The 18,196-nt window shown below is 72.7% G+C and carries 14 protein-coding genes and 1 pseudogene; 8 read left to right on the top strand and 7 right to left on the bottom strand.

The features are described from left to right. Nucleotides 1–32 precede the first annotated feature (32 nt). Nucleotides 33–1,070 (top strand): alcohol dehydrogenase catalytic domain-containing protein, encoded by a 1,038-nt coding sequence (locus ACG83_RS08310; RefSeq protein WP_200931287.1) that lies wholly within the window; start codon nucleotides 33–35, stop codon nucleotides 1,068–1,070. Nucleotides 1,071–1,098: 28 nt separating this feature from the next. Here ACG83_RS08310 and ACG83_RS08305 read toward each other — a convergent pair whose 3' ends face one another. Continuing rightward, on the bottom strand, nucleotides 1,099–1,692 hold the full coding sequence (locus ACG83_RS08305; RefSeq protein WP_054565611.1) for a PaaI family thioesterase: 594 nt from the start codon (nucleotides 1,690–1,692) through the stop codon (nucleotides 1,099–1,101). Between the two features lie 26 nt (nucleotides 1,693–1,718). Further along, the gene (locus ACG83_RS08300; RefSeq protein ID WP_054565610.1) at nucleotides 1,719–2,456 is read right to left on the bottom strand and encodes an MBL fold metallo-hydrolase; all 738 of its coding nucleotides are present in this window, start codon (nucleotides 2,454–2,456) and stop codon (nucleotides 1,719–1,721) included. 302 nt (nucleotides 2,457–2,758) lie between these two features. Here ACG83_RS08300 and ACG83_RS08295 point away from each other — a divergent pair, with 302 nt between their 5' ends. Together ACG83_RS08295 and ACG83_RS46530 are read left to right on the top strand one after the other, a co-directional pair. Then, nucleotides 2,759–4,372 carry an FMN-binding glutamate synthase family protein gene (locus ACG83_RS08295; protein WP_054565609.1) on the top strand — a complete coding sequence of 538 codons (1,614 nt, stop codon included), beginning with the start codon at nucleotides 2,759–2,761 and terminating at the stop codon, nucleotides 4,370–4,372. An 18-nt stretch (nucleotides 4,373–4,390) separates the two neighbouring features. Beyond that, nucleotides 4,391–5,965: pseudogene (locus ACG83_RS46530) on the top strand (BTAD domain-containing putative transcriptional regulator); the annotation flags it as partial. A 1,935-nt stretch (nucleotides 5,966–7,900) separates the two neighbouring features. Here the strand turns inward: ACG83_RS46530 and ACG83_RS08285 are convergent. The 5 genes from ACG83_RS08285 to ACG83_RS08265 form a co-directional block, all read right to left on the bottom strand. Then, a complete protein-coding gene (locus ACG83_RS08285) occupies nucleotides 7,901–8,806 on the bottom strand; it encodes an ABC transporter permease (RefSeq protein WP_116437581.1) in 906 nt (301 codons plus the stop codon). Continuing rightward, complete coding sequence (locus ACG83_RS08280) at nucleotides 8,803–9,834, bottom strand: ATP-binding cassette domain-containing protein (protein ID WP_054565608.1); 1,032 nt, start codon at nucleotides 9,832–9,834, stop codon at nucleotides 8,803–8,805. Before ACG83_RS08280 ends, ACG83_RS08285 begins: the two co-directional genes overlap by 4 nt. A 116-nt stretch (nucleotides 9,835–9,950) precedes the next feature. Further along, nucleotides 9,951–10,610 (bottom strand): TetR/AcrR family transcriptional regulator, encoded by a 660-nt coding sequence (locus ACG83_RS08275; protein WP_054565607.1) that lies wholly within the window; start codon nucleotides 10,608–10,610, stop codon nucleotides 9,951–9,953. 6 nt (nucleotides 10,611–10,616) lie between these two features. After that, on the bottom strand, nucleotides 10,617–11,231 hold the full coding sequence (locus ACG83_RS08270) for a carboxymuconolactone decarboxylase family protein (RefSeq protein WP_054565606.1): 615 nt from the start codon (nucleotides 11,229–11,231) through the stop codon (nucleotides 10,617–10,619). Nucleotides 11,232–11,328: 97 nt separating this feature from the next. Further along, complete coding sequence (locus ACG83_RS08265; RefSeq protein WP_083473097.1) at nucleotides 11,329–11,691, bottom strand: DUF1330 domain-containing protein; 363 nt, start codon at nucleotides 11,689–11,691, stop codon at nucleotides 11,329–11,331. A gap of 168 nt (nucleotides 11,692–11,859) precedes the next feature. Between ACG83_RS08265 and ACG83_RS08260 the strand changes: the two genes are divergently transcribed. From ACG83_RS08260 to ACG83_RS08240, 5 genes are all read left to right on the top strand, one after another. Further along, on the top strand, nucleotides 11,860–12,840 hold the full coding sequence (locus tag ACG83_RS08260; RefSeq protein ID WP_054565604.1) for an LLM class flavin-dependent oxidoreductase: 981 nt from the start codon (nucleotides 11,860–11,862) through the stop codon (nucleotides 12,838–12,840). Nucleotides 12,841–12,940: 100 nt separating this feature from the next. Then, nucleotides 12,941–13,702, top strand: a complete 762-nt coding sequence (locus ACG83_RS08255; protein ID WP_054565603.1) for a TetR/AcrR family transcriptional regulator — start codon at nucleotides 12,941–12,943, stop codon at nucleotides 13,700–13,702. Nucleotides 13,703–13,978: 276 nt separating this feature from the next. Next, the gene (nirB, locus tag ACG83_RS08250) at nucleotides 13,979–16,639 is read left to right on the top strand and encodes a nitrite reductase large subunit NirB (protein ID WP_054565602.1); all 2,661 of its coding nucleotides are present in this window, start codon (nucleotides 13,979–13,981) and stop codon (nucleotides 16,637–16,639) included. 17 nt (nucleotides 16,640–16,656) lie between these two features. After that, on the top strand, nucleotides 16,657–16,980 hold the full coding sequence (gene nirD, locus ACG83_RS08245; RefSeq protein ID WP_083473096.1) for a nitrite reductase small subunit NirD: 324 nt from the start codon (nucleotides 16,657–16,659) through the stop codon (nucleotides 16,978–16,980). After that, on the top strand, nucleotides 16,977–18,137 hold the full coding sequence (locus tag ACG83_RS08240; RefSeq protein ID WP_054565600.1) for a uroporphyrinogen-III synthase: 1,161 nt from the start codon (nucleotides 16,977–16,979) through the stop codon (nucleotides 18,135–18,137). The genes nirD and ACG83_RS08240 overlap by 4 nt, the downstream gene beginning before the upstream one ends. Nucleotides 18,138–18,196: the final 59 nt, after the last annotated feature.

The following is an 18,196-nucleotide window of genomic DNA, read 5'->3' as shown; positions in this document are numbered from 1 at the left end:
GCGGGACCCCGGGATCAGGAGGCGGACAGCACATGCGCGCGACGTTCATGTACGGAGCCGGCGACGTCCGCGTCGAGAACGTGCCCGACCCGCAGATCGAGGCACCGACCGACGCCGTCGTCCGCATGGTGCTGGCCTGCGTGTGCGGGTCCGACCTGCACCCGTTCCACTCGATGCCCGCCGCCGAGCAGGGTGTCCCGATGGGCCACGAGTTCATCGGCATCGTGGAGGAGATCGGCGCGGAGGTCACCGGTCTCGCGCCGGGCGACCTCGTCATCTCCCCGTTCTCCTTCTCCGACAACACCTGCGTGTTCTGCCGCGACGGCCTGCACACCTCATGCCTCAACGTCGGCTGGTACGGCGGCGGCGGCGCCGGGGGAGTGCAGGCCGAGCTGGCGAGGGTGCCCCAGGCCGCCGGCACCCTCGTGAAGATCCCCAGCGACGTCGACGAGGCACTGCTGCCCTCCCTGCTCACCCTGTCGGACGTCTACCTGACCGGCTGGCACGCCGCGCACATGGGCAAGGTGGCCGCCGGCTCGACGGTGACGGTGATCGGGGACGGCGCGGTGGGCCTGTCCGCGGTTCTCGCCGCGAAGCAGCTGGGCGCCGAGCGGATCATCCTGATGGGGCGGCACACCTCCCGCACCGACCTGGGCCGGGAGTTCGGTGCCACCGACGTCGTCGCCGAGCGTGGCGAGGAGGGCGTCGCCAGGGTGCTCGACCTCACCGGCGGGGAGGGCAGCCCGGTGGTGATCGAGGCCGTCGGCTACCTGCCGGCCTACGAGCAGGCCTACGGCGTGGTCCGTCCGGGCGGGATCATCTCCCGGGTCGGCGTGCCGCAGTACGAGGAGGCGCCGGTCGGCTTCGGCTCCCTGTTCGGCAAGAACGTCTACCTCACCGGCGGGCCGGCACCCGTGCGCGCCTACCTCGAGCAGGCCCTGCCCGAGGTGTTCAAAGGCGTGATCAACCCTGGCAGGGTGTTCGACCGCACCGTCACCCTCGACAACGTCGCCGACGCCTACCGTGCCATGGACTCCCGCACCGCCCTCAAGGTCCTCGTCCGCCCCTGACCTGCTGCCCCCTGACCGGGGGCGTCGCCTACGCCCCCGCGGGCCTGAGCTGGATGAACAGGCTCTCCGCGTCGGCGCACAGGGTTTCGCCGTCGAACAGCCGGCCGCTGAGGAACAGCTTGCGGCCCTCGACTCGGTCGACCGTCGCCTCCACCCGCAGCCCCACCTCGACCCGGGTGAGCGCGCGGTAGCTGACGTTCAGGTAGAGCGACCGCGCGAACGGCCGCTCATGGTTGGCCAGCATGGCCAGCACCTCGTCGAACACCAGCCCGATGGCGCCGCCGTGCACCGCCCCGCCGAGGGTGAGGTAGTGCCGCCCGAACGTCACCCGGGCCAGGGCGCGGTCGCCGCCCCGTTCGTCCCAGATCACCGGGGGGACCATCGTCTGGCCGCGACCGTCCAGGTCCAGCCGCATCCCGGTGACGCGCTCGGCCTCGGGCACCGCGAACTGCCGCAGCTGTGCGCTGAGCTGCGCGAACTGGTCGGCGACCTGGGTCACGACCGCGGCGGGCGGGCGGGTGTCGGCCACCGCGTCGAGCAGCTCGCGCAGGTTCTCCACGAACCGGCCGAAGTCGGGGCCACCGGGAACGGCAGCGGATAAGGCCGCAGATTCATCCGTCACAGTGATTCATCCTTCCAGGCCCGTGCTCACAGCGTGGGCCTGGAGAGGCGTTCGGTGGCGGCGCGCAGGTAGGTTCCGGCGTCACTCGCGAGGGGGTCGCCGTGCCCGAAGCAGGCGGTCTCGACGTCGAGTGCCGCCAGCCTGGCGAAGGATGCGAGGGCCTCGGCCCGGTCGACGTTGAACACGCCGGGGAAGACCGGTGTCCGCGGGTCGGTGGACTGCGGGTCGCGGGCCATGATGTCGCCGGCGAACAGCACCCGCGGCCCGGGCAGGTAAAGAGCGATGCTGCCGGCGGTGTGCCCCGGCGTGGCGATGGTCAGCGCCCCGCCGGCGATGTCGACGATGTCGCCGTCGGCCAGCGGGCGATCGACCCGCACCGGAACGGGTTCGGCGGCCGCGGCTGGCAGGCCGGCCTGGACCTGGTCGTACAGGGCCTGCTCCCAGTCGGCGAGATCCGGCGGCAGGGCCGCGGCGCGCCCCTCGACCAGCGGGACGTCCGCCTGGTGGGCGAGCACGGTCACCTCGCCCCAGGCCGCGACCTCGGCCGCCGCGCCGGCGTGGTCGACGTGACCGTGGGTGAGCACGAGCTGCCGGACGTCCCGCGGATGCCAGCCGAGCCCGCGGATCGCCTCGGCGATGTGCGGCCCGGAGCCGGGCAGACCCGCGTCGATCACGGTGAGGCCGTCCGGGTCCCGCCACAGGTAGACGTGCCCGACGGGAAAGCGCAGGAAGTAGAGGTCCGGGACCAGCTCGACGACGTCCATGCCGGCACGGTAGGCACCGCCGCTCGCGCCCCGGGGCGGTCTCTGCCTGAGGCAGATTCGCCGTGAGCAGAGCGGATCGGTGGCGACCGCTGTTGATTCGGCGGTGAGCGGCGGAGACCGGTGTCGATGGTGCGTCGAGCGAGGTCGATGGCGGCAGGCCGTCCGCTGTCGGCGCAGCCCGGCCGGAGCAAAGCGGGGATACCGTCGGACCTGCCGCGGACACTGGCGAACCGGGCCCGATCAGACCGATGGGTGCAACGGGGCGTCGGTCGGAATCCGGGGCAGGAAGGGCACGGTTCGCGATGTTGCCCGTTGCGACGGTTCTCCTCCTCGCCGCGCTGGTCGCGGTGGGGGCCGTACTGGCGCTGTTCGTGTCGGCGGGCTGGTGGGCCGGTGTCGGCGTCGCCGCCGCACTGCTGCTGCTCGCGGTGCATGACGTGACCCAGCGGCGGCACGCGATCCTGCGCTTCCACCCGGTGCTCGGGCATCTGCGGTTCGCCCTGGAGAAGATCCGCCCGGAGATCCAGCAGTACTTCATCGAACGCAACTACGACGGGCGCCCGTTCGACCGCGACACCCGGACGGTGATCTACCAGCGGGCCAAGGGCATCCACGGTGACCAGGCGTTCGGCACTGAGCGGGACGTCAACGAGGTCGGCTACGAGTACCTGCCGCATTCGACCGCCCCGGTGCCCGTCGACCTCGGCGCGCCGCCGCCGCGGGTGCGGATCGGTGGGCCCGACTGCACCCAGCCGTACGACATGGCACTGCTGAACATCTCCGCGATGAGTTTCGGGGCGCTGTCGGCGAACGCGGTGCTGGCGATGAACCGGGGCGCGGCGGCCGGCGGCTTCGCCCACGACACCGGTGAGGGCGGCCTGACCGAGTACCACCTGCGGCACGGCGCCGACCTGGTCTGGGAGATCGGCAGCGGCTACTTCGGCACCCGAACCCCGGACGGCGACTTCGACCCGGCCCGCTTCAAGGACGTCGCCGCGCTGCCGACGGTGCGGATGGTCGAGCTGAAGCTGAGCCAGGGCGCGAAGCCCGGCCTCGGCGGCGTGCTGCCGGCGGCGAAGGTGACCCCCGCGATCGCGGCGGCCCGCGGGGTGCCCCTCGGCGTGGACTGCATCAGCCCGGCGCATCACCGGGTGTTCTCCACCCCGCGCGAGCTCGTCCTGTTCATCGCGCGGATGCGGGAGCTGGCGGCGGGCAAGCCGGTCGGGTTCAAGCTGTGTGTCGGAACCCGGCGGGAGCTGCTGGCGATCTGCAAGGCGATGGTCGTCGAGGGGGTCACCCCCGACTTCGTCGTGGTGGACGGCTCCGAGGGCGGTACCGGCGCGGCTCCGCTGGAGTACGAGGACCATGTCGGCACTCCGCTGACCGAAGGCCTGATCACGGTGCACAACGCGCTGGTCGGCGTCGGCCTGCGCGGGCAGGTCCGGATCGGGGTGAGCGGCAAGGTCGCCAGCGGTGTCGACATCGTGAAGCGGATCGCGCAGGGCGCCGACTACACCAACGCGGCGCGGGCGATGATGATGGCGACCGGCTGCATCCAGGCGCAGCGCTGCCACACGAACACCTGCCCGGTCGGAGTGGCCACCCAGGACCCGCGCCGGGCACGTGCACTGGACGTCGCGGACAAGAGCGAGCGGGTGCGGCGCTACCAGGCGGCGACCGTCGAGCAGGCGGTGCGGGTGATGGCCTCCCTCGGCTGTGCCGGCCCCGGCGAGCTCGGCCCCGAGATGCTGCTGCGCCGGGTCAGCCACACCGACACCCGCAGCTACGCCGAGCTTTTCGACTGGCTGGAGCCCGGGGAGCTCCTCGCCGATCCGCCGCGTGCCTGGGCGGCGGACTGGGCCGCCGCCGACCCCGACTCCTTCCGTCCCGGTTCGATCGACCTCCTCCCGGCCTGAGATGGGCTCGGGCGGGCGGTGGCGGGCCTGGGCTCGACAGCGGAGGGCCCGCCTAGACTGATCCGCGTGGGCGGCGTGAGCCTCATCCTGCTTGACGGGGTGCGCTGGAACGGCACTCCGGTCGCTGGCGACCGCCCGCAGGCGCTGCTCGCGGCGCTGGCAGCCGCCGGTGGGCGGCCGGTGCCGGCCGAGCAGTTGGCCGCCCTGATCTGGCGCGGGGAGCCGACGGCCAACGCGGTGAAGAGCCTGCAGGTCGTCGTGTCGCGAACGCGGACGATCCTCGGCGCCGGTCTGGTGGTGCGCGACGGCGGCGGCTACCGCCTCGACCTGGCACCCGACCAGATCGACAGCTCGTTGCTGGCCGCGCTGGCGGTCCAGGCCGGCCAGCTGCTGCCGGGTGATCCCCTCGCCGCCGCCGTCGCGGCCCGCCAGGCGCTCGCGCTGGGTGAGCCCCTCGTGGGGGCCCAGCTGGTGGCGGGCCAGCCGGGGGCGGCCCGGCCGCGGGCAGCGCAGGAGAGCGCCCTGACCGACGGCCCGCTCGCGGACGTCCGCCGATCCGCCACCGCCGACCTGGCGACGGCCCGGGCCGTGCTCGGCCAGGCCCGCGGCCGCGCGGGGGAGCACGCCGAGGCCCTGCCGCTGCTCGAGGAGGCGGTTGCCGGCCGGCCGGACGACGAGGCACTGCTGGCCGATCTGCTGCGCAGCGAGGCCGTGGTCCGCAGCCCCGCCGCCGCCCTGGAGCGTTTCGAGTTCTACCGCCGCGACCTGCGGGATCGCCTGGGCACCGGTCCCGGTCCGGGGCTCGCCCGGGTGCACCAGGAGCTGCTCGCGGCGGACCGGCCCGCCGTGCGGACCGGCCTGCGCCACGATGCCACCCCGCTGCTGGGGCGCGACCGGGACATCGAGCGGCTGCGGGCGATGCTCACCGGGGCGCGGGTGGTGTCGATCGTCGGTCCCGGTGGGCTCGGCAAGACCAGGCTCGCGAACGTGCTCGCCCGGGACAGCACGCTGCCCGTGGTGCGGATGGTGGAGCTGGTCGGTGTCGCCGCGCCGGAGGATCTGCTCGGCGAGGTCGGCTCCGCGCTCGGCGTCCGCGATTCGGTCAGCAGCCGTACCGTGCTGACACCGCCGCAGCGTGCGGACCTGCGGGCCCGGATCGCCCAGCAGCTGTCGAGCGGGCCCAGCCTGCTCGTGCTCGACAACTGCGAGCATCTGGTGGCCGCCGTCGCGGAGCTGGTCGCCTTTCTCGTCGCGACCACCGCGGACCTGCGGGTGCTGACCACCAGCCGGGCGCCGCTGTCGATCAGCGGTGAGCGGGTGTATCCGCTGGGCGCGCTTTCGTCGGCGGACGCGCTCGAGCTGTTCCGTGAACGTGCGGTGGCGGCGCGGCCCGGTGTCCGCCTCGACGACGCGGCCGTGGCGGCGGTCGTCGCCCGGCTGGACGGCCTGCCGCTGGCCGTCGAGCTGGCGGCGGCGCGGGTGCGGGTCATGTCGGTCGAGGAGATCGACCGGCGCCTCGCGGACCGCTTCGCCCTGCTGCGCGGCGGGGACCGCAGCGCGCCGGACCGGCACCGGACCCTGCTCGCGGTGATCGACTGGTCGTGGAACCTCCTCGATCAGCCTGAGCGGCAGGCGCTGCGCTGGCTCGCGGTCTTCCAGGACGGCTTCACCCTCGACACGGCCGAGGAGATCCTCGGGCCGGGGCCGGGGCCGGGGCCGGGTTCGGGGCCGGAAGCGGAACAGGCGCCGGAGCTGGACGTCGACGTCGTCGACGTGGTGCAGAGCCTCGTCGACCAGTCGCTGCTCAGCGTGCGCGAGGCGGTCGGTGGCGTGCGGTACCAGATGCTGGAGACCGTCCGCGAGTTCGGCCTGCTGCGGCTGACCCAGGCCGGCGGTCTCGCCGCGGCCCGCCGGTCGCGGCGCTCCTGGGCGGTGCGCTACGCGCTGCGCCAGGGCGAGAGCCTCTACGGCGCGGGGCAGTTCGACGCGGTCGATGCGGTGGCCGCCGAGGAGGCGAACCTCACCGACGAGCTCCGGGCGGCCCTGGCCGAGGGTGATCTCGAATCGGTGATGGCCCTGGTCGCGGTGCTGGCCGGGTTCTGGGACATTCGCGGTGAGCACACGCGGATCCTGACGTTGACCGGGGCGATCGGCGACGCGTTCGGTGGCTGGGAGCCGCCGCCCCGGGCGGTGCCGGTCACCCGGGCCGCGGCGTTGGCGGTGCTGAGCAGTGCGGTTGCCCTCGGGGACAGCGACGCCGCGCAGATTCGCGAGCTGCTGACGAGACTTGGCCCGGACGCGGCCGGCGATCCGCGGGTCGCCGCCGGTGTGCGCCTGCTGCTGGCCGTCGATCCGGCTCCCGACCAGCCCAGCTGGCACACGTACAGTGACAATCGGGAGGCCCTCGAACGGCTCGTTCGTGATGGTGACCGCCACTGCGCCATGCTCGCCCTGGTCTGGCTGACGCATCTGCACGAGAACGCCGGCGATTCGGCGGCCGCTGTGGAGGCCGCGGGGCGGGCTCTGGAGCTGACCCGGCCCGAGGACGGTCCGTGGCTGGCGGCGGGTATGCATACCCAGCTCGCCAACCTGAGCCTGCGGCGTGGCCAGCCCGCCGCGATGCGGGTCCACGCCCGCGCGGCCCTGCCCGTCCTGCGCCGGCTCGGTGCCCTCGACGACGCCGCCAACCTGCGGACCCTGCTCGCGGTCGACGCCATCAGCCGCGGTCAGTTCGACGAGGCCGAGGAGTTCCTGGCCGGGCTGGGTGTCGAGGCCGGGGAGGCTGCCCGCGGAGCGGCAGCGCCGGAGAACGAGCTGCTGCTCGGCGGGATGATGGTGGGCCTGGCCCGGGCGGAGCTCATGACCGCCCGCGGCCAGGTATCGGACGGGCTGCGCGAGTACCTGATGGTGGCGCGGCGGACGCGGCTGATCACGCTGCCCGGGGTGTCGCAGAGTGGGCTGGAGCCCTGGCTGCTGTTCGGTGAGGCGGTGGCGCTGGCCGCGTTCAGCCGGTACGCGGCCGGCGACGAGCAGGTCTCGGTTGGTCGTGAGCTGTATACGTCCTGCCTGACGCGGTGCTCCAGGCTGTTGGAGGCTGCGTCGGCTTACCTCGACTACCCGGTGGTGGGTACCACGCTGTTCGCGACCGCGGCCTGGAGCCTTCGGACGTGGGCAGACAGTGCCGGTGCGGCAGAAGGCGCCGGCGGCGCTGGCGACGCCAGTGATGCTGTCGGCAGGACTGGCGCGGCGGACTGCGTTATCGAGGACGTCGTCCGGCTGCTGGTGGCCGCGCGGCGGTTCGACTACGTGTCGGTCGTCAGCCCGCTGCACTGGCAGTGGGTGGCGGAGCTGCTCGAGCGATGCGCGCCGGGCCTGCTGTCGGCGGTCGAGGCAGGCCTCGGCGAGCGTCGCGGTGCGGAGCTGTTCGATGAGGCTCGGGACACACTGTTGCGTCTGGTGGGTAACGCGGGGACTACGGGTCTGGCGAGGACGACGGAGCACGCCGGGAGTTCGTGCCTCGTCCCGCACTCACAGGTTTCGCCGGTAGCTGGCGACGGACAGCGGCAGGAAGATGGCGATCACCGCGAGTCCGGTGAGCAGCGTCCAGGCGACCTGGGCGGTGACCGTTCCGTTGTTGGCCAGGTCCCGGGTCGCGGAGACGAGATGTGACACCGGGTTGACCTTCGTGAAGGTCTCCAGCCAGCCCGGCAGGGTGTCCGCCGGGACGAACGCGTTGGACAGGAACGTCAGCGGGAAGAGGATCATCATCGAGATGCCCTGCACGCTGCGGGCGCTGCGGGCGATCGTGCCGATCCAGGTGAACGCCCACGCGATCGCCCAGCCGGTGAACACCGCCAGCACCACCGCACCGGCGACCCCCGGCACACCGCCACCCGGCCGGTACCCGAGCAGCAGGCCCATCAGGTAGGTGAGCACGGCGGCGGTCACGTAACGCACCAGATCGGCGACCATCGGACCGGCCAGTGGCGCGACCCGGGACATCGGCAGCGACCGGAACCGGTCGAAGACGCCCTTGTCCATGTCCTCGCGTAGCTGCGTCCCGGTGGCCATGCAGGTCGTGAGCACCGTCTGCGCGACGATGCCGGGAATCAGCAACGGCAGGTAGCTGTCGACGTCGCCGGAGATCGCGCCGCCGAAGACGTAGGCGAACATCGCCGTGAACAGCAGCGGCTGCAGGGCCACGTCGAAGAACTGCTCCGGGTTGCGGCGCATCTTCTTCAGCGCCCGCCAGGCCATCGCGAACGTCTGGACGACGGTGTCCCCGGCCCCGACCCGGCCCTTGGTCCGGGCGAACGCGGCCTCGGTGTCGAGCGGCCTGACCGGTGACCGGCCGGCGAGCGGCGCAGCCGCGGGAGCGCCGATGACGGAGCTGGTGCCGGCGGCCGTGGTGGCGGCGTCGGTGGTGGTGCTCATCGTGCAGCCTCCAGAGCGGAGCCGGCGGGGTCAGCGTGATCAGCGTCGCCGATGTCGTCGGTGCTGTCGGTGCCGGAACCGTCCGCCGGGACGTCATGACCGGTGAGAGCGAGGAACACCTCGTCGAGCGTGGGCCGCGCGACGCTGACCGAGCGGATGGAGACCCCGGCGGCGCGCAGGCCGAGCAGCACGTCGGCGGCCCGGTCGGCGTCCGGGAGCGGGACGTTGAGCCGGCCGGCCTCGGGGGTGAGCACCGGCTCCTCGGCGAGGACGCGGCGCACCACCTCGGCGGCGGCGGCCTGGTCGGCCCCCGACTCCAGCTGGACCTGCAGGGTCGACTCGCCGACCTGCGACTTCAGGTCGTCCGGGGTGCCCTCGGCGACCTTGCGGCCGTGGTCGATGACGCAGACCCGGTCGGCGAGCTGGTCGGCCTCGTCGAGGTACTGGGTGGTGAGCAGGACGGTGCAGCCGTCGGCGACCAGGCCGCGGATGGTGTCCCACATCTGGCCGCGGGTGCGCGGGTCGAGGCCGGTGGTCGGTTCGTCCAGGAAGATCAGGGGCGGGCGGGTGATCAGGGAGGCGGCCAGGTCGAGGCGGCGGCGCATACCGCCGGAGAACTCGGCGATCCTGCGGTCGGCGGCCTCCTGCAGGCCGAACTGCTCCAGCAGGCGCCGCGCCGTCGAACGTGCGTCGGCGGCGCGCAGCCCCTGCAGACGTCCGAACAGCCACAGGTTCTCGGTGGCGGTGAGATCCTCGTCGACCGAGGCGTACTGCCCGGTGACACCGATGAGCTGCCGCACCCGGTTCGGATGCGCGGCGACGTCGACCCCGAAGATCTCGGCCTGCCCGCTGTCGATCGGCAGCAGGGTGGCCAGCATCTTCAGGGTCGTCGTCTTGCCGGCTCCGTTCGGGCCGAGAACTCCGAAGATCTCGCCCTGGCGGACGTCGAGGTCGATTCCGTCGACCGCGCGTTGTTCACGGAACGTCTTGACCAGGCCGCGGGCCTGGACTGCGGGTACGGCTCCCAAAGCGGGTTCCTCCGGGTGGGAAGGGAGGGAAACTGACACCCGGGACGGTAGTTGCCCGCGGTTTCACCGCACCTGCACGCCGCTTTCACCCGTCTGTCGGGCCGCCGTCGCTCGTTTCACGGCCCCGGCGGCTGCTGTGCCTGCGCCTGCGCCTGTGCCTGCGCGTGGCCGCGGGTGAGATCGCCGATCTGATCATTGAGGTAGGCCAGGACGGTGTCGTAGCCGGCCCCCAGCCCGAACTCCTCGTCGATGGCGACCAGCTGGGTGACGCCGACCATCACCAGCTGTGCCACCAGCGGGGGGCACCGCTCCGGTGTGACGCCGAGATCCGCCAGGGCCGCCGTGAACGCGTCCAGCTGGAGCTGCCGGTACTGCCGGTAGTACTCGACGATCGCGGAGCGGATCGCCTTGCGGTGGTTGGCCAGCGCCATGAACTCCAGGTTGAACCGCATGGTCGTGTTGATCCCGGCCTCGCGCAGGTCCCAGAGCTGCCGCAGGGTCGGGCGGGAGCGCAGCACCTCGCGGAGCAGTTCCAGCCCGACGTCCGCGCGCCGCCGGAAGACCTGCAGGAACAGGTCGTCCATGGTCCGGAAGTAGTAGTGCACCAGCTGTGGGGCGAGCCCGGCCCGCGCGCCGACGCGGCGCGACGTGACGGCGGCGTAGCCCTCCTCCAGCAGCAGCTGCTCGGCGGCGTCGAGCAGCTGGTCGCGTGTCGTCGACTCCCTCGTCGCGGTCCGCTGATGCGTCGTCTGGTTGGTCGTCTGATTCGTCGTCATAGGCGGTCAGTCCCCCAGCGCCGGAAGTGCCGGTGCGTCCAGGGGCTCGGAGGGCGGGTCCGCCTCCAGACCGACGTTGTTGAACACCTGCGCCAGGCAGAGATAGCTGCCGACGACGAAGGAGAGCTCAAGAAGCTGCGGCTTGTCGAGATGGGACGCGAGCACCTGCCAGGTCTCGTCGTCCACCCGGAACCGGTCGATCATCTGGTCGACCGCGGCCATCATCGCGCGTTCGAGTGGCGTCCACACCTCGGCCTCGGCGCCCTGGGGGATGGCGTGGATCTGTTCGGTGGTGACGCCGCAGGCCCGACCGATGCGGACATGGTGGATCCACTCGTACTGCGAGCGGGTTCGCCAGGCCACTCGCAGTACGAGCAGCTCGCGGTGCGCCGGGTCCAGCACCGAATCCTTGCCGACGAGGACCTCGGAGAAGGCGAGCCAGGGCTCGGTCAGCCGGATGTGGTGGGCGAACAGCCGCAGCGAGGTCGGCATCGGGAGCGCGTTCGGGCGGTCCGGCGCGAACAGCTCCGGCCGGCGTAAGTAGCGGGGCAGGGTCTGCGCCGCGTCGTCGCTCCACTGTTCGACCGGCAGCGGCGAGATGCGCGCTGACTCCGCCGTCATCGCTGGCACCGGGTGGCAGAAGGGCTCGTCATCATCGTTGTCAGAATCCTCATCCCGTCGGTGGGTGTAGGGGTGCGGGGGCGTGGGGGAGGGCGGGTCAGCCGGTCGCGGTCGCGGTCGGGGCCGGGGTGGGCCGTGGGACGAAGCCCGCCGCGATGACGACGCTGCAGTCGGCCGCGGCTTGGCGCAGCGGGGCGGCGGCCTGGTAGCTCTCCGACTCGTACCAGGCACGTGCCTGGTCGACCGAGGCGAACTCGATGACGACCGTCCGGCTGCCCGGCCAGGACCCTTCACGGATCTCGACAGCGTCGTCGACCACCAGGACCCGGCCGTCGTACTCGGCGAGCGACCGGCCGGAGAGCTGGCTGTAGGCCGCCATGCCGGCCGGGTCGTGGATGGTCTCGGTCACGATCACATACCCCTTGGGCACCGGCGGCTCCTCACCTGAACGTACGTTCATGGTCGAATGCTGTCACCGATTGGGCCTACCGTGCGACCGGCAGGCCAGGCTGGCCGGTGCTGGGAGTATGCCCCGCCACGCCGGCAGCCGCCACAGAAAACGGACCAGCGGTCCGGAAAATCGGCGGTTCGGCTTCCGACCGGATGCCCGGACCGGTACAACGGATTCATGACTCCGGTGAGCGAGTACGAGTTATCCTGCGGGCTGCCGCCGGGCCCCGACTTCGCGGAGCTCGCCGTCCTCGCGGAGGAGCTCGGGTACACCCGGGTGTGGATCTTCGACTCGGCCCCGCTGTGGGAGGATCCGTTCGCCCATCTGGCGCTCGCCGCGGCCCGCACGACGCGGATCGGGCTCGCGACCGCCGTCCTGATTCCCACCCAGCGCTCCGTCATGACCATGGCGTCCGGCATCGCCACGATCGCGCGGCTGTCCGGCGGCCGGTTCCGCGCCTGCTTCGGAACGGGCTACACCGCCCGGATGGCGATCGGCCAGCCGGCGATGCCCCTGGACGCCATGGTCGATTATGTCAGCTCGCTGCGGCGGCTGCTCGCCGGCGAGACCGTCGTGCTCGACGGAGCGCCGGCCCGGATGCTGCACTGGCCCGGCATGGCCGCGCCCCGGCCGGTCGAGGTCCCGCTGTGGCTCAGTGTGCTCGGACCGCGAGGCAACCGGCGGGCCCCCGAGGTGGCGGACGGGACGATCGGCCCCGTGCACCCCACGCTGCCGACCGCGACGATGGTCACCGGCACCGTGCTGGACGCCGGCGAGGACCGCGAGTGTGCCCGGGTGCGTGCGGCCATCGGGCCCTGGCGGGTGATCCCCTGGCACACCGCCCACGCCGTCGGGGGAGCGTCGGCGGTGGACCGGCTGCCCGGCGGCGAGCAGTGGCGGGCGGCCCTGGAGGCCCTCGCACCCGAGGGTGAGCGCCACCTGCTCAGCTTCGAGGGCCACGTCACGCACCTCACCGAGCGGGACCACCTTCTGCTGGGCCACATCGACACCCGGACGATGGTCGGGGCCCCCGCGGACATCCGCGACGGGCTCGACAGGCTGGCCGCGTCCGGCTTCAGCGAGATCATGTACCAGCCGTCCGGCCCCGACGTCGCCCGCGAGCTGCGTGCGTTCGCCGCCGCACACCGGGCCGGCTAGGGCGGCCGGCCGGGGTGGCCGATCCGGGTGGCAGCCCGGGCCGGCCGGCCCCAATGCGACCAGCATTCACCTATCTGCCGTGTGAGTATCGGAGCGGATCTTGCATACTGTCCAGGTGGACTCGGACGGCCTCGTGGCGTGCGCATCCGTGGGCTACGAGCCCGGTTCGGCCCGCTGGTGGATCCAGCGCTCGGACCTCGAACGCCGCCGGCGGCCGCGGCTCGGCGGGCTGTCCACCGAGCGGATCATCGGAGCCGCCCTCGACGTCCTGCGCGAGGACGGGCTGGACGCCCTCACGGTGCGCGCCGTCGCCGAGCGGCTCGGCACCAGCAACGCCTCGCTCTACCGGCACATCGCCAGCCGGGACGAACTGATCGCGCTGATCGGGGACCACGTCATGGGCGACATCCGGATCGGGCGCACCGGCCGCGGCTGGCGAGCCGACATCGAAGTGCTCATGAGCGAGATGCGCAGGGTCATTCTCAACCAGCCGCTTCCCGACGCGGCGGGGCGGAACATGCACGGCTACGGCCCCAACATGCTGCGTTTCGTCAACGCGGCGGTGACCGCCTTCGACTCCGCCGGGCTGCCCAGGGCGGAGGCCGTGTACACGACCATCGCCATGATCGAGCTCGTGGCGGGCGCCGCGACCATCCAGCGCAGCCGTTCCGGCCGCAGCCCGAGCGGCGTCCCGGCCGGCGCCGGCTTCGAGGAGCTGCTCGACCGCCTGCCCCCCGATGATGTCGCGGCGCTCCGCGAGACCGGGGACGTCTACCTGTCCGCGCCGGTCGACGCCGTCTTCGCGCACAGCATGGCGATCTTCCTAGACGGCGTCACCAGCCGGCTCCCCACCGGCCACTGACACCGGCGCGCAGCAGCACCCGCGTACAGCGGAACCCGCGTACAGCAGCACCCGCGTACAGCGGAACCCGCGTACAGCAGCACCCGCGTACAGCGGAACCCGCGTATAGCAGTGCCGCGCACAGCGTGCGCGTACAGCAGTGCGCGCACAGCGCCCGCCCGGCGGTGGTGAGATCTCCTTGCCCACGAGTTAACGCCTGCGCGCGCTCGGCATAACAGGGCCTGGCGACCATGGCCGCAGCCGGGCCTGACGGATCCGGGCGCGTGGGGACTGGTCATGGAAACGAACTCGGGCCGCCGTCTCGTCGTGGTCGGCAACGGCATGGTCGGCCAGCATTTCGTCGAGGCGCTGCGGGAACGGGACGTCGACCGCCACTGGCAGGTCACCGTCTTCGGGGAGGAGCCGCGGCGAGCCTACGACCGGGTCGCACTGTCGTCCTACTTCGACGGAGCCAGCCCGCAGAGCCTGGATCTCGTCGCCTCGGGCTGTTACGACGGCAACGGTTACCGGCTGCATCTCGACGAGGCCGTCATCGCGGTCGACCGCGCGGCACGGACCGTCACCACCAGCCGCGGACGGACCGTCGGCTACGACGCGCTCGTACTGGCGACCGGTTCCGCCGCGTTCGTCCCGCCGGTGCCCGGCGCCGACCTGCCGGGCTGTTTCGTCTACCGCACGCTCGACGACCTGGAGGCGATCCACGCGGCCGCCCGGCGGGCACGCACGCGAGTCGGGCTGGTGGTCGGCGGCGGGCTGCTCGGGCTGGAGGCCGCCCGCGCGCTGCGGCTGCTCGGGCTGGCCGTGCACGTCGTCGAGATGGCCCCGCGGCTCATGCCGTTGCAGGTCGACTCCGGCGGCGGCGCGCTGCTGCGCCGGCTGGTCGAGGAGCTCGGCGTCACCGTCCATCTCGGTACCTTCGCCGCCGCGGTGACGGAGGCCGCACCGGACCAGGCCGCGCCGGACCAGGCCGCACCGAGGCTCGTCACCCTGGGGGACGGCACCGAGCTGCCCGTCGACCTGGTCGTGTTCGCCGCCGGGGTGCGTCCGCGTGACCAGCTCGCGCGGGACGCGGGGCTGGCGGTCGGCGCACGGGGCGGGGTGCTGGTCGATGCCGGCTGCCGCACCGCCGACGCCGCCGTCCACGCGATCGGGGAGTGCGCCTGCATCGACGGCACGGTCTACGGGCTGGTGGCTCCCGGCTACGCGATGGGTTCGGTGCTCGCCGACCGGCTTGCCGGCGGGAACGCGGAGTTCCGCGCCGCGGACACCGCCACGAAGCTCAAACTGCTCGGCGTGGACGTCGCGAGTTTCGGCGACGCGCTGGCCACCACCGACGGCGCGCTGGAAGTCACCGTCAACGATCCGGTCGCCGGTTCCTACGCGAAGCTCGTCGTCTCCGACGACGCGACCACCCTGCTCGGTGGAGTGCTGGTGGGGGACGCGTCGAGGTACGCCGCCCTGCGTCCGCTGGTCGGCCGCCCGCTGCCCGGGGACCCGCTCGCGATGCTCGCCCCGCGCGGTGCCGGTGCCGGCGGCGGGCCTGGTGACGGGTCCGTCGGGGCGTTGCCCGCCGACGCGATGGTCTGCTCGTGCCACGCCGTGACGCGGGAGGCGATCGACACCGCGATCGCCGGGTCCGGTCTCACCACCGTCGCCGAGGTCAAGGCGTGCACGAAGGCCGGCACCGGCTGCGGGTCGTGCGTTCCGCTGCTCTCGACGCTGCTCACCGAAAGCGGAGTCACCGTCGGCAAGGCGCTGTGCGAGCATTTCGACTGTTCGCGGGCGGAGCTGTTCGACCTGGTCCGGGTCGAGCGGATCGCGACGTTCAGCGAGCTCGTCGACCGGTACGGTCGGGGCCGCGGCTGCGATGTGTGCAAACCGGTCGTGGCATCCATTCTCGCCAGCCTCGGCAACGGCCACATTCTCGACGGCGAGCAGGCGGCGCTGCAGGACACCAACGACGCGTTCCTCGCCAACATCCAGCGCAACGGCACCTATTCGGTCGTGCCGCGGATTCCCGGCGGTGAGATCACGCCGGAGAAGCTCATCGCCATCGGCACGGTCGCCCGGGACTTCGACCTCTACACGAAGATCACCGGTGGGCAGCGTATCGACCTGCTCGGAGCCCGGCTGGAGCAGCTGCCGGCGATCTGGCGCCGTCTCGTCGACGCCGGGTTCGAGTCGGGGCACGCCTACGGCAAGGCACTGCGCACGGTGAAGTCCTGTGTCGGCTCGACCTGGTGCCGGTACGGCGTGCAGGACTCCCTCGCCCTCGCCATCGCGCTGGAGCTGCGCTACCGCGGCATCCGGTCACCGCACAAGATCAAGGCCGCGGTCTCCGGCTGCGCGCGTGAATGTGCCGAGGCCCGTGGCAAGGACATCGGCGTGATCGCCACCGAGAACGGGTGGAACCTCTACGTCGGCGGCAACGGCGGGTTCCGGCCCCGGCACGCGGACCTCCTGCTCACCGACGTCGACACCGAGACCCTGGTCCGCACGATCGACCGGTTCATCGTCTTCTACGTTCGCACCGCCGACCGGTTGCAGCGGACGTCGAGCTGGGTCGAGTCGCTGTCCACCGGCCCCGGGGGTGAGCAGGTGGACGGCCTCGACTACCTGCGCTCGGTGCTCGTCGACGACGCCCTGGGCATCGCCGCGGAGCTCGACGCGGCGATCGAGCGACACGTCGGCGGCTACGAGGACGAATGGGCGGCGGTCCTGGCCGACCCGGCGCGGCTGAGCCGGTTCGTCTCGTTCGTGAACGCCCCGGACACCCCCGACCCGACCATCACCTTCGTGACGGAACGCGGCCAGCCCCGGCCGGTTCTCCTGGGCCTCCCGGTTGCCGGTGCCCCAGGCGCCTCTGTCCCAGCCACCTCTGCCCCAGCCACCTCTGTTCCGGCTACCGGCGTCCCGGCGGGGGTACCGGCCCGATGACGGGAAAGGACGCAACCATGACGTGGGCCGCGATCTGCCGGTACGACGACCTGCTGCCGGAGCGCGGTGTCGCCGCGCTCGTCGGCGATGTCCAGGTCGCGCTGTTCCGCTGCCACGACGGTCAGCTGTTCGCCCTCGGCAACCGGGACCCGTTCACCGGCACCTGCGTGCTCGCCCGGGGCATCGTCGGGAGCCGGGCGGGGCGGCGGACGGTAGCGTCTCCACTGCACAAGCAGGTCTTCGATCTGCGCACCGGAGAGTGCCTGGACGCGGAAGGGGTCACCGTACCCGTCTACGAGGTGCGCAGCCGCGAGGGAATGGTTGAGGTGAATGCGACGTGACTGGTGGCTCCACCGGCGTCGAGCCGCTGGCCGGCTACACCATCGGGATCACCGCGGCGCGCCGCCGGGAGGAGTTCGGTGCCGCGCTCGAACGCCGCGGGGCACGGGTCCTGTACGGCCCGGCGATCCGGATCGTCCCGCTGGCCGACGACACGGAGCTGCGCCAGGCGACCGAGCGGTGCCTGTCCGCGCCGCTGGACGTCGTCGTCGCCACCACCGGGATCGGTTTCCGCGGCTGGATGGAGGCCGCCGACGCCTGGGATCTGCTGGATCCGCTCACCAAGGCGATCGGCTCGGCGACCCTGCTGGCCCGCGGCCCCAAGGCCCGCGGCGCGATCCGCGCGAGCGGGCTGCGGGAGGCCTGGTCGCCGGAATCGGAGTCGTCCAGCGAGGTGCTGGAGCACCTGATCGAGCGGGACGACCTCGACGGCCGGCGCATCGCGGTGCAGCAGCACGGGGAACCGCTTCCGGACCTGGTGGAGACGCTGCGGCTGGCCGGCGCGGACGTCATCGAGGTCCCCGTCTACCGGTGGATCGGGCCCGAGGACGTCACCCCGCTGCGGCGGCTGATCGACGCGGTCGCGACCACCGAACTGGACGCGGTCGCGTTCACCAGCGCGCCGGCCGCGGTGAGCTTCCTGCGCAGCGCGGACGAGCAGGGGCTGGGCGAGGCCGTGCGCGAGGCGCTGCTCGGCCCGGTGGTGGCGGCCTGCGTCGGTCCGGTGACCGCCGGACCGCTGCTGGAACGGGACATTCCGGTGATCGCGCCGCCCCGGGCGCGGCTCGGCGCCCTCGTGCGCGAGATCGTCGAGCAGATCCCGCGCCGGCGCGGCCGGGTGCTGCCGGTCGCCGACCACTGGCTCGACCTGCGCGGCCAGGCCGTCGTCGTGGACGGGCGGCTCGTCCCGCTCAGCCGGACGAGCATGGCGCTGCTGCGCCGCCTCGCGGCCCGGCCCGGGCATGTCATCACCCGGCGTGAGCTGTTGCCGCCCGGCGGCGGAGACGAGCACGCGGTCGAGGTGGCCGTGGGCCGCCTGCGTTCCGCGCTCGGGGACCCCCGCATCATCCAGACCGTGGCCAAACGCGGCTACCGGCTGGCCTTCGAACCTGAACGCGGGGCCGTCGACACCGCCGCCGGTGACGACTGGCACTACTGAACCCGACCGTCGGGACTGAACGGGCCGGGGATGTCGGCGGGTCAGCGGGTCAGGTCAGC

The organism is Frankia sp. R43, from assembly GCF_001306465.1.
Classification (GTDB): domain Bacteria; phylum Actinomycetota; class Actinomycetes; order Frankiales; family Frankiaceae; genus Parafrankia; species Parafrankia irregularis.
The sequence above is the reverse complement of the archived record's forward strand: the minus strand, read 5'-3'. Positions and strand labels throughout refer to the sequence as shown.